This is a genomic window from uncultured Chitinophaga sp., assembly GCF_937874145.1.
Taxonomy (GTDB): Bacteria; Bacteroidota; Bacteroidia; order Chitinophagales; family Chitinophagaceae; genus Chitinophaga.
On sequence record NZ_CALNBI010000042.1, the window covers coordinates 1 to 13,524 of the forward strand.

14 protein-coding genes are annotated in these 13,524 nt (G+C 54.7%); 7 read left to right on the top strand and 7 right to left on the bottom strand.

Annotated elements, in window-relative coordinates; translation table 11 throughout:
- The 7 genes from Q0510_RS01840 to Q0510_RS01870 form a co-directional block, all read right to left on the bottom strand.
- Positions 1-857, bottom strand: an 857-nt coding sequence (locus tag Q0510_RS01840; RefSeq protein ID WP_298707693.1) for an aldehyde dehydrogenase family protein, incomplete at its 3' end; no start/stop codon positions are given.
- Positions 858-1,073: 216 nt separating this feature from the next.
- Positions 1,074-1,541, bottom strand: coding sequence for a hypothetical protein (locus Q0510_RS01845; RefSeq protein ID WP_298707694.1), 468 nt, complete (start codon positions 1,539-1,541; stop codon positions 1,074-1,076).
- A gap of 110 nt (positions 1,542-1,651) precedes the next feature.
- Entirely contained in the window at positions 1,652-2,794 is a 1,143-nt protein-coding gene (locus Q0510_RS01850) for an acyl-CoA dehydrogenase family protein (protein ID WP_333862065.1), read from the bottom strand.
- Positions 2,795-2,810: 16 nt separating this feature from the next.
- Positions 2,811-3,530, bottom strand: coding sequence for a helix-hairpin-helix domain-containing protein (locus Q0510_RS01855; RefSeq protein ID WP_298707717.1), 720 nt, complete (start codon positions 3,528-3,530; stop codon positions 2,811-2,813).
- A 42-nt stretch (positions 3,531-3,572) separates the two neighbouring features.
- Entirely contained in the window at positions 3,573-4,337 is a 765-nt protein-coding gene (locus tag Q0510_RS01860; protein ID WP_298707697.1) for an MBL fold metallo-hydrolase, read from the bottom strand.
- Complete coding sequence (locus tag Q0510_RS01865) at positions 4,334-4,699, bottom strand: hypothetical protein (protein WP_298707699.1); 366 nt, start codon at positions 4,697-4,699, stop codon at positions 4,334-4,336. Before Q0510_RS01865 ends, Q0510_RS01860 begins: the two co-directional genes overlap by 4 nt.
- A 19-nt stretch (positions 4,700-4,718) precedes the next feature.
- Positions 4,719-6,272, bottom strand: coding sequence for a response regulator (locus Q0510_RS01870; RefSeq protein WP_298707701.1), 1,554 nt, complete (start codon positions 6,270-6,272; stop codon positions 4,719-4,721).
- A gap of 160 nt (positions 6,273-6,432) precedes the next feature.
- Between Q0510_RS01870 and Q0510_RS01875 the strand changes: the two genes are divergently transcribed.
- The 7 genes from Q0510_RS01875 to Q0510_RS01905 all read left to right on the top strand — a co-directional run.
- Positions 6,433-7,659, top strand: a complete 1,227-nt coding sequence (locus tag Q0510_RS01875; protein WP_298707703.1) for an HD domain-containing protein — start codon at positions 6,433-6,435, stop codon at positions 7,657-7,659.
- A gap of 92 nt (positions 7,660-7,751) precedes the next feature.
- Positions 7,752-8,807, top strand: a complete 1,056-nt coding sequence (gene lpxD, locus Q0510_RS01880; RefSeq protein ID WP_298707705.1) for a UDP-3-O-(3-hydroxymyristoyl)glucosamine N-acyltransferase — start codon at positions 7,752-7,754, stop codon at positions 8,805-8,807.
- 31 nt (positions 8,808-8,838) lie between these two features.
- The gene (locus tag Q0510_RS01885) at positions 8,839-10,251 is read left to right on the top strand and encodes a bifunctional UDP-3-O-[3-hydroxymyristoyl] N-acetylglucosamine deacetylase/3-hydroxyacyl-ACP dehydratase (protein WP_298707708.1); all 1,413 of its coding nucleotides are present in this window, start codon (positions 8,839-8,841) and stop codon (positions 10,249-10,251) included.
- 9 nt (positions 10,252-10,260) lie between these two features.
- Positions 10,261-11,061 carry an acyl-ACP--UDP-N-acetylglucosamine O-acyltransferase gene (gene lpxA, locus Q0510_RS01890; protein WP_298707709.1) on the top strand — a complete coding sequence of 267 codons (801 nt, stop codon included), beginning with the start codon at positions 10,261-10,263 and terminating at the stop codon, positions 11,059-11,061.
- Positions 11,045-11,662: an ATP-binding cassette domain-containing protein gene (locus Q0510_RS01895; protein ID WP_298707711.1), complete on the top strand. Its 618-nt coding sequence runs from the start codon at positions 11,045-11,047 to the stop codon at positions 11,660-11,662. Before lpxA ends, Q0510_RS01895 begins: the two co-directional genes overlap by 17 nt.
- A 45-nt stretch (positions 11,663-11,707) precedes the next feature.
- Positions 11,708-13,033, top strand: a complete 1,326-nt coding sequence (locus Q0510_RS01900) for an MFS transporter (protein ID WP_298707713.1) — start codon at positions 11,708-11,710, stop codon at positions 13,031-13,033.
- Positions 13,034-13,036: 3 nt separating this feature from the next.
- On the top strand, positions 13,037-13,524 hold a 488-nt coding region (locus Q0510_RS01905; RefSeq protein ID WP_298707715.1), incomplete at its 3' end, for an MBL fold metallo-hydrolase.

A 13,524-nucleotide genomic window follows, 5' to 3' on the forward strand; every position in this document is an offset into this window, starting at 1 on the left:
ACGATGGCGCGCAGGCGGTTTACTTTCGGGTGCATCTTCTTCAGCTGGTTGGCCACCTTGCTGGATCCGATGAGCGTGAGCACGTTGATCTTTCCGGATTCCATCAACGGCGCGATGATCTGGTTGCCGCGGCCGTAGATCGTGTTGACCACACCCTTCGGGAAGCAGTCGCGGAATGCTTCGAGCAGGGGGTAATGCAACAGGGTGCCGTGCTTCGGGGGTTTGAAGAGCAACGTGTTGCCCATGATCAGCGCGGGGATCAGCGTGGTGAAGGTTTCGTTGAGGGGATAATTGAACGGCCCCATGCAGAGGACCACCCCGAGCGGACTGCGGCGTATTTGCCCGATGATGCCCTGCTCCACGGCAAAGGATGATGATTTCCGGTCGAGGTTTTTGAGCGCGTCGATGGTGGCGTGGATGTACTCTACCGTGCGGTCGAATTCCTTCACGGAATCCGCGTAGGATTTGCCGATTTCCCACATGATGAGTTTGACCACTTCCTGTTTTTTGGCGATCATTTTGCCGGTGAATTTCTCCACGCATGCGATGCGCTCGGGCACCGACATGGTGGGCCATTCTCCCCTGCCGTCTGCATACGCGGCAACGGCGGCATCCAGGGAAGCCATGGCTTCTTCCGGGCCGCAAAGGGGGTACGAACCGATCACACGGCGCTCCAGGCCGTTGGGGGTCTTGATGCAAATGGGCGATACCACGGTGTGGACGTCGCCAGGCCAGTTTTTCATAACGCCGTCTGACAGATAGCTTTTCTGGTGGATTTCCCCGGGCAGGTCGTACTCCGCCGGAATGGCGGCTGCATCGGGGAATAGTTGACGCAATTGGTCTTCAAAGGTTGTCATATGTTAGATGCTTGGGATCGCAATTTATAAAAGTTATCATTAAAAAATAACGAAATCATTATCAACCCATTACCACCATGCAATCGATTGATTAAATTTTTACTTTTGTGGAAGAAAACGGAAGGGAGGGGGTTAAAATTGTATGTATGGGTGTTAAAATTGATGGATTAAGCGATCCTTTGGGGCATGAAAAGCAATCAAGGTTTCAAATCGCATCTATTTGGCCTGCCAGCGTCGAAATGCATCCACTATCTCAATTCCGTGGTCCGTGGTAAAATAGCGGGTCTTGCCATTGCGCAGGCGCACCTGCAGCATTTGCTTTCCTCCGAAAAGATAGCCCCAGCCATCTCCCATAAACCGGATGCCCCAGCCATATAAAGCACTTCCTTTTTTAGGAGTTACCTCGGCAATGTCTTCCCAAAGAAAACTGCGCTGCAAGCGGATTACCGGGCGGATTTTCAGGTGGATGCCGCGATCATTCAGGTCGATTTGCATATACATGAACATCACCACCCCGCCCAATACCAGCAGCGTCATCAGGGTAACGAGTGTGTAATGTATCCATTCCCCGGTGGTCGCGGCCATATACATAAACAACACCACCAGGGGTATGAGAATAATCCCCCCGATCCATTTGGCGATGGGTGGCATGCCTTGTTTTTCGGAAATGATGATTGGCTTCATGTGTCTTAAAGATAAATAAAATTGGGCTGGCGCCGTCCGCTATAAAACCGCAGCGGCTGGCCCCTGCAGGAGCCAGCCGCTGAACTATCCGGATTGACCTTTTCTAATATTTAAGCCTTTAAAACTTCCCGCGCGATCACGATCTTCTGGATCTCGCTGGTGCCCTCGCCGATGGTGCACAGCTTCGCGTCGCGGTAAAACTTCTCTACCGGGAAATCTTTCGTATACCCATACCCGCCGAACACCTGCACCGCCTCGTTGGCAATCGACACGGCGATTTCGGATGCGTAGTATTTGGCCATGGCGGCCTGTTTGGTCATGGGGAGGTGTTTGTTCTTCATGTCCGCGGCCTGCATGGTGAGCAGTTCGGCCGCCGCGATCTGCGTGGCCATATCCGCCAGCTTGAACGATATCCCCTGGAAGCTGGCAATCGGTTTATCGAATTGCTGGCGTTCCTGCGAATATTTCAAAGCCGCGTCGTAGGCACCTTTCGCAATGCCCAGCGAGAGCGCCGCGATGGAAATGCGGCCACCGTCGAGCACTTTCATGGATTGTATGAAGCCGTCGCCTTCCTTGCCGAGCATGTTGGCGGCGGGAATGCGGCAATTGTCAAAAATCATTTCAGCGGTTTCGGAGGCGCGCATGCCGAGTTTGTTTTCTTTCTTGCCCCCGCTGAAGCCCGGCGTACCGCGCTCCACAACGAAGGCGGTCATACCATGACTGTCGCGCACTTCGCCGGTGCGGGCGATCACTACGGCCACGTCCCCGCTTTTCCCGTGCGTGATCCAGCATTTGGTGCCGTTCAGCACCCACTCGTCGCTTTCTTTGCGGGCCACGCATTTCATGTTCATGGCATCGGATCCGGTGTTGGGCTCGGTGAGGCCCCAGGCGCCGATCCACTGGCCACCGGCGAGTTTGGGCAGCCAGCGCTGCTTCTGCTCTTCGTTGCCGAACTGGAGGATATGGCCCGTGCACAAACTGTTATGCGCCGCCAGGCTCAATCCCACCGCGCCGCAGATCCTCGCTACTTCGCTGATCACCGTCACATACTCCAGGTAGCCAAGCCCGGAACCGCCATAAGTTTCGGGTACGAGTACGCCCATCAGCCCCAGTTCACCCATCCGGTGGAAAAGGTCTGCAGGAAAAGTCTGGGACTCGTCCCATTCCATAATATGCGGTTGGATGTTCGTTTTTCCAAAATCTTTGATCACCTGCGCAATCTGTTGTTGCATGTCCGTTGGCTGAAAATTCATAACCTGAAATTACGTTTTAAGGGGCGGTTAAGTATTTTTCAATTTTACGATAAATGGAATCATTCACCAAAGGCAATGCGCGAAGGTCTTCCACCTGCCTGAAACGCCCGTTGGCACTACGATAGCGTATGATGGCACGGGCCAATTTCGTGTTGATGTATGGATGATCGGCCAAAGATTTTTCATCTGTCTCATTGAGATCGATTTTTCTTAGTGATTCATCACCCAGCTGTAAGTAAGGTTGAATTTTTTTAAAAACGGAATCAGGCAAACCGTAGGTTTCGCTCACTTGTTTGTGATTGTAGAAGCCGCCGAGCCGCTCCCTGAACCGCACGATCCTCCCCGCATACCCCGCACCGATGTACGGCAACCGCTCCCATTCCGCACTGTCGGCAGTATTGATATCGATCACCGGCACCGCTTTCCGCTCCCATATCTTCTTCCGGGAACTGTCGCGCGGCCAGGGCTTTCGGAATGCGCTGTCCCTCCGATAAACCGGCCGCTTCCAGCTCGCGCGCATGCTGTCGTACCGCCGCGTCTTTTCCCGCGCCCCTTCCGCCAGGAGCATCGCTACAGCCCGCTCTGCTTCGGCGATGCCGGCAGTATCTGCCAGCGGCGGCTCCGGGCGCACGCGCGTCCACACAAATGGTAAACCCTGAAATATTAGGATGAGGATCAGCAGACAGGCAACACCTTGTCTTTCCCGACGGGAAAAATCAAAAAAGTTATCCGGCACAAACAATGGTTTTAATGGATGCCGAATGTAACGATTTTTGGATTACAAATTTATTTCGAGACCGTCATATGCAAGGTGCATGCCTTCCGGCAGGGTGGGATCTACTTCCGCATGCAAACCAAGCTGGTGGCTGATATGCGTAAAGAGTACCTGCGGCACTTCCAGTTCTTTGCCCAATGCGATCGCTTCATCCAGCGTGAAGTGGGAAATATGTTTTTCGCGGCGCAAGGCATTCAGCACGAGCACCTGCGAACCGCGGATCTTTTCCTTTTCTTCCGGCGCGATAAAGTTCGCGTCGGTGATGTAGGTGAAGTCGCCGAAACGGAATCCGAGAACCGGCATTTTGTGGTGCAAAACGTTGATGGGCGTGAACTTCAGTCCGTTCACGAAGAAATGTTCGTCGCCGATGGTGCGGAGGTTAAGCTCGGGAATGCCGGGATATTTGAAATCGGCGAATGCGTAGGAGAATTCGCGGATGATAACGTCCTGCGAATATTCCGAGGCATAGATATCGATGGGTTGTTGCTGGAAATAGTTGAATGCGCGGATATCATCCATCCCCGCGATGTGGTCCTTATGGGAATGCGTGATCACCACGGCTTCGAGGCGCTTCACCTGTGCGCGGAGCATCTGGTAGCGGAAATCGGGCGTGGTATCGATCACGATATTGCCGGCCTGTTCGTCGGAAATGAGGATGCTGGAACGGAGCCGCTTGTCGCGCGGGTCTGCGGAGGCGCAAACGCTGCAGGGGCAGGCGATGACCGGCACGCCCTGCGAGGTGCCCGTTCCGAGGAAGGTTACTTTCACGGCTGCGGGGTTTCCGGGTTTTCGTCTGCAGGAGCGTCGCCGGCTTCATCTTTCCCGGCTTCCCCGTTTTCCTTTTCCTCTTTGGCGGCGGCTTCGGCCCTGCTTTCGATCACCTGGCGGTAGAGTTTCTGCGATTCGGGCGTGAGGAATCCTTCCTCCAGGGTGATGGCGGGCAGGATGTCGAGCAGGGTATTGATACGGCCTTCCACGTTCAGGAATTTGTTCACCACCACTACTTTCTTGTGTTCCAGGATGCAGTAGCCGGAGTTGAACGTTCCCTTTTCGTAACGGATGATGTATTTGGCCTCGTCAAAAATCTTCTCCAGCTTCGCCAGGTTGGCGGGGGTACTCTTCAGGTTCATATTGTCTCCCGTTGTTTATCTATTTGCTGACCAGCTTCGCTACCGGAACGATCATCTCTTCGAGGGAGATGCCGCCGTGCTGGAAGGTGTTGCGGTAATAGTTCACAAAAAAATTATAATTGTTCGGATAGCAAAGGTATCCGTCTTCGCGGGCAAAGATATAAGAAGAATTGACATTCGGCCTCGGCAGCCCCGCATCTTTCGGGTCGCGGAAGGCCAGCACTTCCTTGGGATCGTAGTTCAGGTTCCGCCCGTGCTTGTAGCGCAGGTTGGTGGTAGTTTGCTTGTCGCCGATCACTTTCACGGGCGTTTTCACGCGAACCGAGCCATGGTCGGTAGCTACGATGATATTGATCTTCTTGTCCGAAATCTTCTTCAATGCCTGGTGCAGCGGCGAATGCTCGAACCAGCTGGTGGTGATGGAGCGGTAGCTGACCTCGTCGCCGGCCAGTTCCTTGAGCACTTCCATCTCGGTACGGGCGTGGCTGAGCATGTCCACGAAGTTATAAACGATCACGTTGAGCGGATAGTTCAGCAGGTTGTGCATGTTATTGACGAGATGTTGCCCGTCGGCATGGTGGACCACCTTGGTATACGAGAATTTGGGATCCATCTTCAGGCGGGCCAGCTGTGCGGCGATGAATTTCTCTTCATGGAGGTTTTTGCCGCCTTCCTCGTCGTCGTTCTTCCATTCATCCGGGAACTTCGCTTCGATATCGATGGGCAGCATGCCGGCGAAGATCGCGTTGCGGGCGTATTGGGTGGAAGTGGGGAGTATACTGTAAAAGGTATCTTCCTCCACCACCCGGAACGATTCGGAGAAGATGGGCTGGATGGCTTTCCACTGGTCGTACCGGAGGTTGTCGATCAGGATGAAGAAATTGGGTACGGAGGGGTCGAGCAGGGGCACGACTTTCTTCGCAAAGAGGCTGTGGCTCATGATGGGCGCGTTTTTGGCGCCGGGGGCCACCCAGTCGGCGTAATTCCTGCCGATGAATTTGGCGAACTCGTTGTTGGCTTCGGCTTTTTGGGACTGGAGCACTTCGAGCATTTCCGGGCTGTCGGATTTCGCCATTTCCATTTCCCAGTAGACGAGTTTTTTATAGATATCGGCCCATTCTTCGTGGTTCGGGTTGTCGTTGAGGGCCATGAAGAGGGTCCGGAACTGTTGCTGGTAGGCGGTGGTGGTTTTCTCGGCCACCAGGCGCTTGTTGTCGATGATCTTTTTGAGGGACAGCAGTACCTGGTTGGGGTTGACGGGTTTGATGAGGTAATCGGTGATCTGGGAGCCGATCGCTTCGTCCATCACGTTTTCCGCTTCGTTCTTGGTGATCATCACCACGGGTATCTGCTGGTTGATCTCCTTGATTTTGCCGAGGGTTTCCAGCCCGGTGATGCCGGGCATGGATTCGTCGAGCAGCACGACGTCCACGATGTTATCGCGGAGGAATTCGAGGGCGTCGTACCCGTTGGTGAGGGCGGATACCTGGTAACCCTTGCTTTCCAGGAAAATGATTTGGGATTTGAGGGAATCTATTTCATCATCGACCCAGAGTATGTTGATTTGGTTCATGTATACGAATTACGAATTTATTTAGAATATATTGGCAAATATTTAGATAAGGTCAAAAATCGTACCCGCACGGTGTTAAAACGGGTTTACGGGCCCCGGGGTTCAGTAAAAGTTAGCGCGGATGGCGTAGATTTGTACCGATCGATTATAAAACAAGCGAATGACTGACCGAAAACGCAAGATTGTGAACGACCCGGTGTATGGGTTTATAACAATCGATCATCCATTGATATTCAGCCTCCTGTCGCACCCGTATTACCAGCGGCTGCGGCGGATCCACCAGATGGCGCTGGCGCACCTGGTTTACCCGGGCGCCATGCATACGCGGTTCCATCACAGCATGGGGGCGTATCATCTCATGAGCTGCGCGCTGGCGGAGCTGAAGGGCAAGGGCGTGGAGATCACGGAGGAGGAGGAAGTGGCGGCAAAAATGGCCATATTATTGCATGATGTAGGTCACGGGCCTTATTCCCATGCGCTGGAGCATACATTGGTGGAGGGCGTCTCCCACGAGGAGATTTCCCAGCTGCTGATGCAGACCCTCAACCGGGAAATGGACGGCGCGCTGGACCTTACCCTGGAGATTTTTAACGACCGGTACCATAAAAAATTCCTGCATCAACTGGTTTCCAGCCAGTTAGATGTCGACCGGATGGATTACCTGAGCCGCGACAGCTTTTACACGGGTGTTTCGGAAGGGGTGATTTCCTACGACCGGATCATCAAGATGCTGACGGTGGCCGGCGGGGAGCTGATGGTGGAGGAGAAAGGGATTTATTCGATCGAGAAGTTCATTGTGGCGCGGCGGCTCATGTACTGGCAGGTGTACCTGCACAAAACGGTGCTGAGCGCGGAAAGCATGCTGGTGAAGGTGCTGCAGCGGGCCAAGGCGCTGGCCCTCGGCGGAGAGGAGCTGTTCGGTTCCCCCGCGCTGAAGTACTTCCTGTACAGCCGCGTGGGCCGCGAGGCATTCGGGCACGACCCCGAGGTACTGCGGCAGTTCTGCCTGCTGGACGATTACGATATCATGGGCGCCATTAAAGTCTGGGCCGGGCATGCCGACAAGACGCTGAGCACCCTCTGCGGGTGGCTCGTGAACCGCCAACTTTTCAAGGTCACCCTCCGGAACGATCCGTTTGGGCCGGAGGAAGTGGCCGCCTGGCGGGAAAAAGCGACGGAAGCGCTGGGGCTTACCCCGGAGGAAGCGGAATATTTCGTGTTCACCGATACCGCGAGCCTCAAGGCGTATGACGCTGAAGATGAAAAGATTAACATATTATATAAGGACGGCAACGTGCGGGATATTTCTTCTATCGACAATGCCCTTGTATCGCATACTTTGGCAAGACCGATAAAAAAATTCTACATTTGTCATCCAAAATTCTAGGCTAACAACGTTTTACACGAACTTAACATGTTAGTGAATACATTCATATCAGCCGGAGGCAGCCTGGAAGGTAACATTTTCAAATTATAACTATGCAATTCAGCGCATTACAGCTGGCTACCATACTGAACGGTAAGCTGGAGGGGGACCCGGAAGTGAAAGTGCACAATATCGCCAAGATCGAGGAGGCAGGAGACGGCATGTTAAGTTTCATCGCCAATCCCAAGTACGAAGAATTTATCTACACCACACAGGCTTCTATCCTCATCGTGAACGATACCCTGGAGATCGACCGTCCCGTGAAGCCCACGCTTATCCGCGTGAAGGACGCATACAGCTCCTTTGCCCTGTTGCTGGAGAAATACCAGCAGATGGTGGGTGCGGGCGCAAAAACCGGTATCCAGCAGCCCTCCCATGTGCCGGCGACCGTGAAGATGGGTACCGGCGTGTTTATCGGCGCTTTCGCCTATCTCGGCGAAAACGTGCAGCTGGGCGACAACGTGAAGATCTATCCCGGCGTTTACCTCGGCGATAATGTGAAGATCGGCTCCGGTTCCGTGCTCTACCCCGGTGTGAAAGTATACGACCATTGCGTGGTGGGCAACCGCGTGATCCTCCACGCCGGCTGCGTAATTGGCGGCGACGGGTTCGGGTTTGCGCCCCAGGCCGACGGTTCCTATAAAAAAGTACCCCAGGTGGGCAATGTGGTGATCCATGACGACGTGGAGATCGGCGCCAACACCACGATCGACCGGGCCACGATGGGCTCCACCGTGATCCTTTCCGGCGTGAAGCTCGACAACCTCATCCAGATCGCCCACAACGTGGAGATCGGGCAGAATACCGTGATTGCGGCGCAAACGGGCATTTCCGGCAGCACCAAGATCGGTAAGAACTGCGTGATCGGCGGGCAGGTGGGTATCGTAGGGCATATCCAGATCGCCGACGGTACGCGCATCAATGCACAGAGCGGATTGTCCAAATCCATAACTACGCCCAATACGGCCCTTACCGGTTCCCCGGCGTACGATTATAAAAGTTCACTGAAAAGTCAGGCAATTTTTAGAAATTTGCCGGAATTGGAAAAACGGGTCAAAGAGCTCGAAGACATGGTGAAACAGCTGCTGGCGGAAAAAGCCGGCGTGTAATTATTAAAACGAAACTGAATACGTAGCTATAATGATGGACACTCAGCAACAGAACCAACAGACCCTGAAAGGCCCCGTGACCATTTCAGGCGTTGGTTTGCACACAGGCGCGCATGTGAACATGACCCTCAAGCCGGCGATGCCCGGCTTCGGCATCAAATTCCAACGCATCGATCTTCCGGATCAGCCAATCGTTAAAGCAGATGTGGATTATGTGGTAGATACCGCCCGCGGCACCACGCTCGAGCACAACGGCGCCCGCGTCAGTACCGTCGAGCACATCCTCGCTGCCCTCGTGGGCATGGGCGTAGATAACGTCCTGATCGAGATCAACGGACCGGAAATCCCCATTATGGACGGCTCCTCCCTCCCCTTCATCGAACTGATCGAGGAAGTAGGCATCCAGGAGCAGGAAGCCAAGAAGATCTGGTATTCCATCGATACCAACATCAACTACTACGACGAAGTGAAGAAAGTGGAAATGGTAGCCCTGCCTGCAGTGGATTACCGCATCACCACGCTCATCGACTTCAATTCTCCCGTACTCGGCACCCAGCACGCCAACCTGAAGAGCCTGGCCGATTTCAAGAAAGACATCGCGCCCTGCCGCACCTTCGTGTTCCTCCACGAGCTGGAATACCTCCTGGCCAATAACCTCATCAAAGGCGGCGACATCAACAACGCCATCGTGGTGGTAGACCGTGTGATGAGCCAGGAAGAGCTGAACCGCCTCGCAAAGGCGTTCGACCGTGCCGAAATCGCCGTTCACCAGCGCGAAGGCATCCTCAACAACGCACAACTCCACTTCCCCAACGAACCGGCACGCCACAAGCTGCTCGACATCGTGGGAGACCTCGCCCTGATCGGTTACCCCATCAAGGCGCATATCATCGCCAACCGCCCGGGCCACGCTTCCAACGTGGAGTTTGCCCGCAAGATCAAGGCGTACATCAAAAAGAACAAGCACAACCGCGACGTTCCCATCTACGATCCCAACCAACCCGCGATCTACGACATCAACCGCATCGTGAAAACCATGCCGCACCGTTACCCGATGCTGCTGGTCGACAAGATCATCGAGCTGAGCGACACGCAGGTGGTAGGTATCAAGAACGTCACTTTCAACGAGCAGATCTTCCAGGGGCACTTCCCCAACAACCCGGTTATGCCCGGCGTGCTGATCTGCGAGGCACTGGCGCAGGTAGGCGGCATCCTTGCCCTCAACCCCAAGCCGGACCCCGAGAATTACGACACCTATTTCCTCAAGATCGATAATTGCAAATTCAAGCAAAAAGTGATACCCGGAGATACCATGGTACTGAAAATGGAGCTGCTCAGCCCCATCCGCAGAGGCCTGGTGGAAATGCGCGGAACCGCTTTCGTCGGCAATAAAGTAGCGGCGGAGGCAGACATGGTTGCTCAAATTGTAAAACGCGAAGGCTAAAATAACAGCATGATTCATCCGCTCACATACATCCACCCGGACGCCAAAGTAGCGCCCAACGTCAAAATCGATCCTTTTACCGTTATTCATAAAAATGTCGAAATCGGGGAAGGCACCTGGATCGGTTCCAATGTGACCGTCATGGAAGGCGCCCGCATCGGCAAAAACTGCCGCATCTTCCCCGGAGCGGTGATCGCCGGCATCCCGCAGGACCTCAAGTTCGAAGGCGAGGAAACCATCGTGGAAATCGGCAACAACACTACCATTCGCGAGTATGTGACCGTTAACAGGGGCACCAAGGACCGCTGGAAAACTTCCATCGGCAACAACTGCCTCATCATGGCCTATAGCCACATCGCGCACGATTGCATCATCGGCAACAACTGCGTGTTCTCCAACAACACCACCCTCGCCGGGCACATCACCATCGGCGACCACGTGGTGCTGGCGGGCATGGTAGCCGTTCAGCAGTTCTGCAAAGTGGGCAACCACGCCTTCGTGACCGGCGGCTCCCTCGTCCGTAAAGACGTGCCGCCCTACGTAAAGGCCGCCCGCGAACCGCTGTCGTACGTCGGCGTGAACTCCATCGGGCTCAAACGCAGAGGCTTCTCCCTGGACAAGATCAACCACATCCTGGACATCTACCGGATCCTCTTCGTGAAAGGCAACAATATTTCCAAAGCCATCCGCATCATCGAAGCCGAATTCCCGGCCACGGACGAAAGGGACGAGATCCTCTCCTTCATCCGCGACTCCGGGCGCGGCATCATGAGGGGATACAGCACCCGGGCGAATGACGATCTCGCTTAACCAGGTCGGCAAAAGGTATAACCACGACTGGATTTTCCGTCGTTTCACCCACACATTCTCCGGTACGGGCGGCTTTGCCATTCTCGGGCCCAACGGCTCCGGCAAAAGCACCCTGCTGCAGATCATCAGCGGCCATCACCATCACAGTGAAGGCCAGATCGAATACTTCTTCAACGATCAACTGCTTCCGCAGGATCAGTTCTTCCGCCACTGCGCCATCGTGGCCCCCTACCTGGAGGTGGTGGAAGAACTGACCCTGGAGGAATGCTTCGGTTTCCATCTTCAGTTCAAGTCGTTCCTGCCGGGATTCAAGCCCCGGGAAATCGCCGGCATCGTCGGCCTCGACGGCGCCTGGCATAAGCAGGTACGGCATTTCTCTTCCGGTATGAAACAGCGCGCCCGGCTGGCCCTCGCCATCTTCTCCGACGTCCGCGCCCTGCTGCTCGACGAGCCCTGCACCAACCTCGATGCCGCAGGCATCGCGCTGTACCAGCAGCTCATCGCCGAATACGGCGGCAACCGGCTCATTATCGTGTCTTCCAACGACCCCGCGGAATACAGCTTCTGCAAAGCGCAAATCCGCATCAGCGACTACAAGTAATAATTTGTACTTTCAGGCTTCATTGTGAATGATTAAATACTCCCTATGAGCATTCCAAATAAAAAAGTCGTGAACGGATGGGCCATGTACGACTGGGCCAATTCCGTGTATAACCTCGTGATCACGACCACCTTTTTCCCCCTGTACTTCATTTCCATTACCAATGCCAAATCCGGCGGCGACGTGGTGGACTTTTTCGGCTGGCAGCTGAAGAATTCCGTGCTGTACGACTATGCGCTGGCGTTCGCCTATCTCCTCATCGCGTTTACCATGCCCATCCTCGGTTCCATCGCGGATACGCGGGGCAATAAAAAGAACTTCCTCCGCTTTTTCACCTACCTCGGCGGGCTTTCGTGCATGGCGTTTTTTATGTTCACGAAGGATTCTTCGCTGGAGCTGGCCGTGCTGTATTTCGTGCTGGCTACGGTCGGGTATTGCGGCGGGCTGGTGTTTTACAATTCTTACCTGCCGGAAATCGCGCCGGTGGAACTGCGCGACCGGGTTTCCGCCCGCGGTTATTCCTTCGGGTATATAGGCAGCGTATTGCTGCAGATCATAGGCTTCGCGCTGGTATTGACGTTCGACGCGAATGGCCTGCCCGGCGACCTCGCGCCCAGGATCACTTTCCTCCTCGTCGGGCTCTGGTGGATCGGGTTTGCGCAGATCCCCTTCGTGCGCCTGCCCAAATCGCAGCCGGCTATCGATGTGCATAAAGGAGGCGTGTTTTCAGAAGGGTTTACGGAATTGAAGAAAGTATACGGACAGGTGCGCCAGATGCCCGTGCTGAAACACTTCCTGCGCGGGTTCTTCTTTTACTCGATGGGCGTGCAGACCGTGATGATGGTAGCCACCATTTTCGGGTTGAAGGAATTGAAAATGGCACAAAGCAACCTCATCGCCTGCGTGGTGATCATCCAGCTGGTGGCGATCCTCGGCGCCTGGGGCATGGCCCGCCTGTCTGAACGGTATGGCAACTTCCGGATCCTGATGCTGACGGTGGTGTTGTGGATCGGGATCTGCCTTTGCGCGTATTTCATTTCCTCGGAGATGCAGTTTTACCTGTTATCCGTAGCCGTAGGGCTCGTGATGGGCGGGATCCAGTCGCTGAGCCGCTCTACTTACGCCAAGCTGATCCCCGAAACGCGGGACACCGCTTCTTTCTTCAGCTACTACGACGTAACGGAGAAATTCTCCATCGTGCTGGGGCTCTTCAGCTTCGGGTATATCGAGCACCTGACCGGCGATATGCGGACGTCCGTGCTGGTTTTGATGGGATTCTTCGTTGTAGGGCTCCTTTGGCTCTTCTCCGCTTTGCGGAAACAACGTAGATTAGCAGTGGCGGAAAAACCCGCCCTCACCGAAACAATGTAACGCATGAAATTACACACGATCAATACCGGCCTCTTCAAGCTCGACGGCGGCGCCATGTTCGGCGTAGTGCCCAAAAGCATCTGGAACAAACTCAACCCGGCCGACGACAATAACATGTGCTCCTGGGCGATGCGCTGCATGCTGGTGGAAGACGGCAACCGGCTCGTCCTCATCGACAATGGCATCGGCAACAAGCAGGATGCGAAATTCTTCAGTCATTACCATCTCCACGGCGACGATACGCTTGACAAATCGCTCGCCGCCCTGGGGTACCACCGCAATGATATCACCGACGTCTTCCTCACCCACCTGCATTTCGACCATTGCGGCGGCAGCATCGAAAGGGAAGGCGACAAACTGGTGCCCGCCTTCAAAAACGCGCATTACTGGAGCAACGAAGCACACTGGAAATGGGCCACCGAGCCTAACGACCGCGAGAAAGCGTCGTTCCTCCGCGACAATATCCTTCCCATCCAGCAAAGCGGTCAACT

Coding starts and splice junctions, on each gene's coding strand:
- lpxA (WP_298707709.1), top strand. CDS start 10,261: ATGATTCATCCGCTCACATACATCCACCCGGACGCCAAAGTAGCGCCC.
- Q0510_RS01875 (WP_298707703.1), top strand. CDS start 6,433: ATGACTGACCGAAAACGCAAGATTGTGAACGACCCGGTGTATGGGTTT.
- Q0510_RS01845 (WP_298707694.1), bottom strand. CDS start 1,541: ATGAAGCCAATCATCATTTCCGAAAAACAAGGCATGCCACCCATCGCC.
- Q0510_RS01870 (WP_298707701.1), bottom strand. CDS start 6,272: ATGAACCAAATCAACATACTCTGGGTCGATGATGAAATAGATTCCCTC.
- Q0510_RS01885 (WP_298707708.1), top strand. CDS start 8,839: ATGATGGACACTCAGCAACAGAACCAACAGACCCTGAAAGGCCCCGTG.
- Q0510_RS01865 (WP_298707699.1), bottom strand. CDS start 4,699: ATGAACCTGAAGAGTACCCCCGCCAACCTGGCGAAGCTGGAGAAGATT.
- Q0510_RS01895 (WP_298707711.1), top strand. CDS start 11,045: ATGACGATCTCGCTTAACCAGGTCGGCAAAAGGTATAACCACGACTGG.
- Q0510_RS01850 (WP_333862065.1), bottom strand. CDS start 2,794: ATGAATTTTCAGCCAACGGACATGCAACAACAGATTGCGCAGGTGATC.
- Q0510_RS01900 (WP_298707713.1), top strand. CDS start 11,708: ATGAGCATTCCAAATAAAAAAGTCGTGAACGGATGGGCCATGTACGAC.
- lpxD (WP_298707705.1), top strand. CDS start 7,752: ATGCAATTCAGCGCATTACAGCTGGCTACCATACTGAACGGTAAGCTG.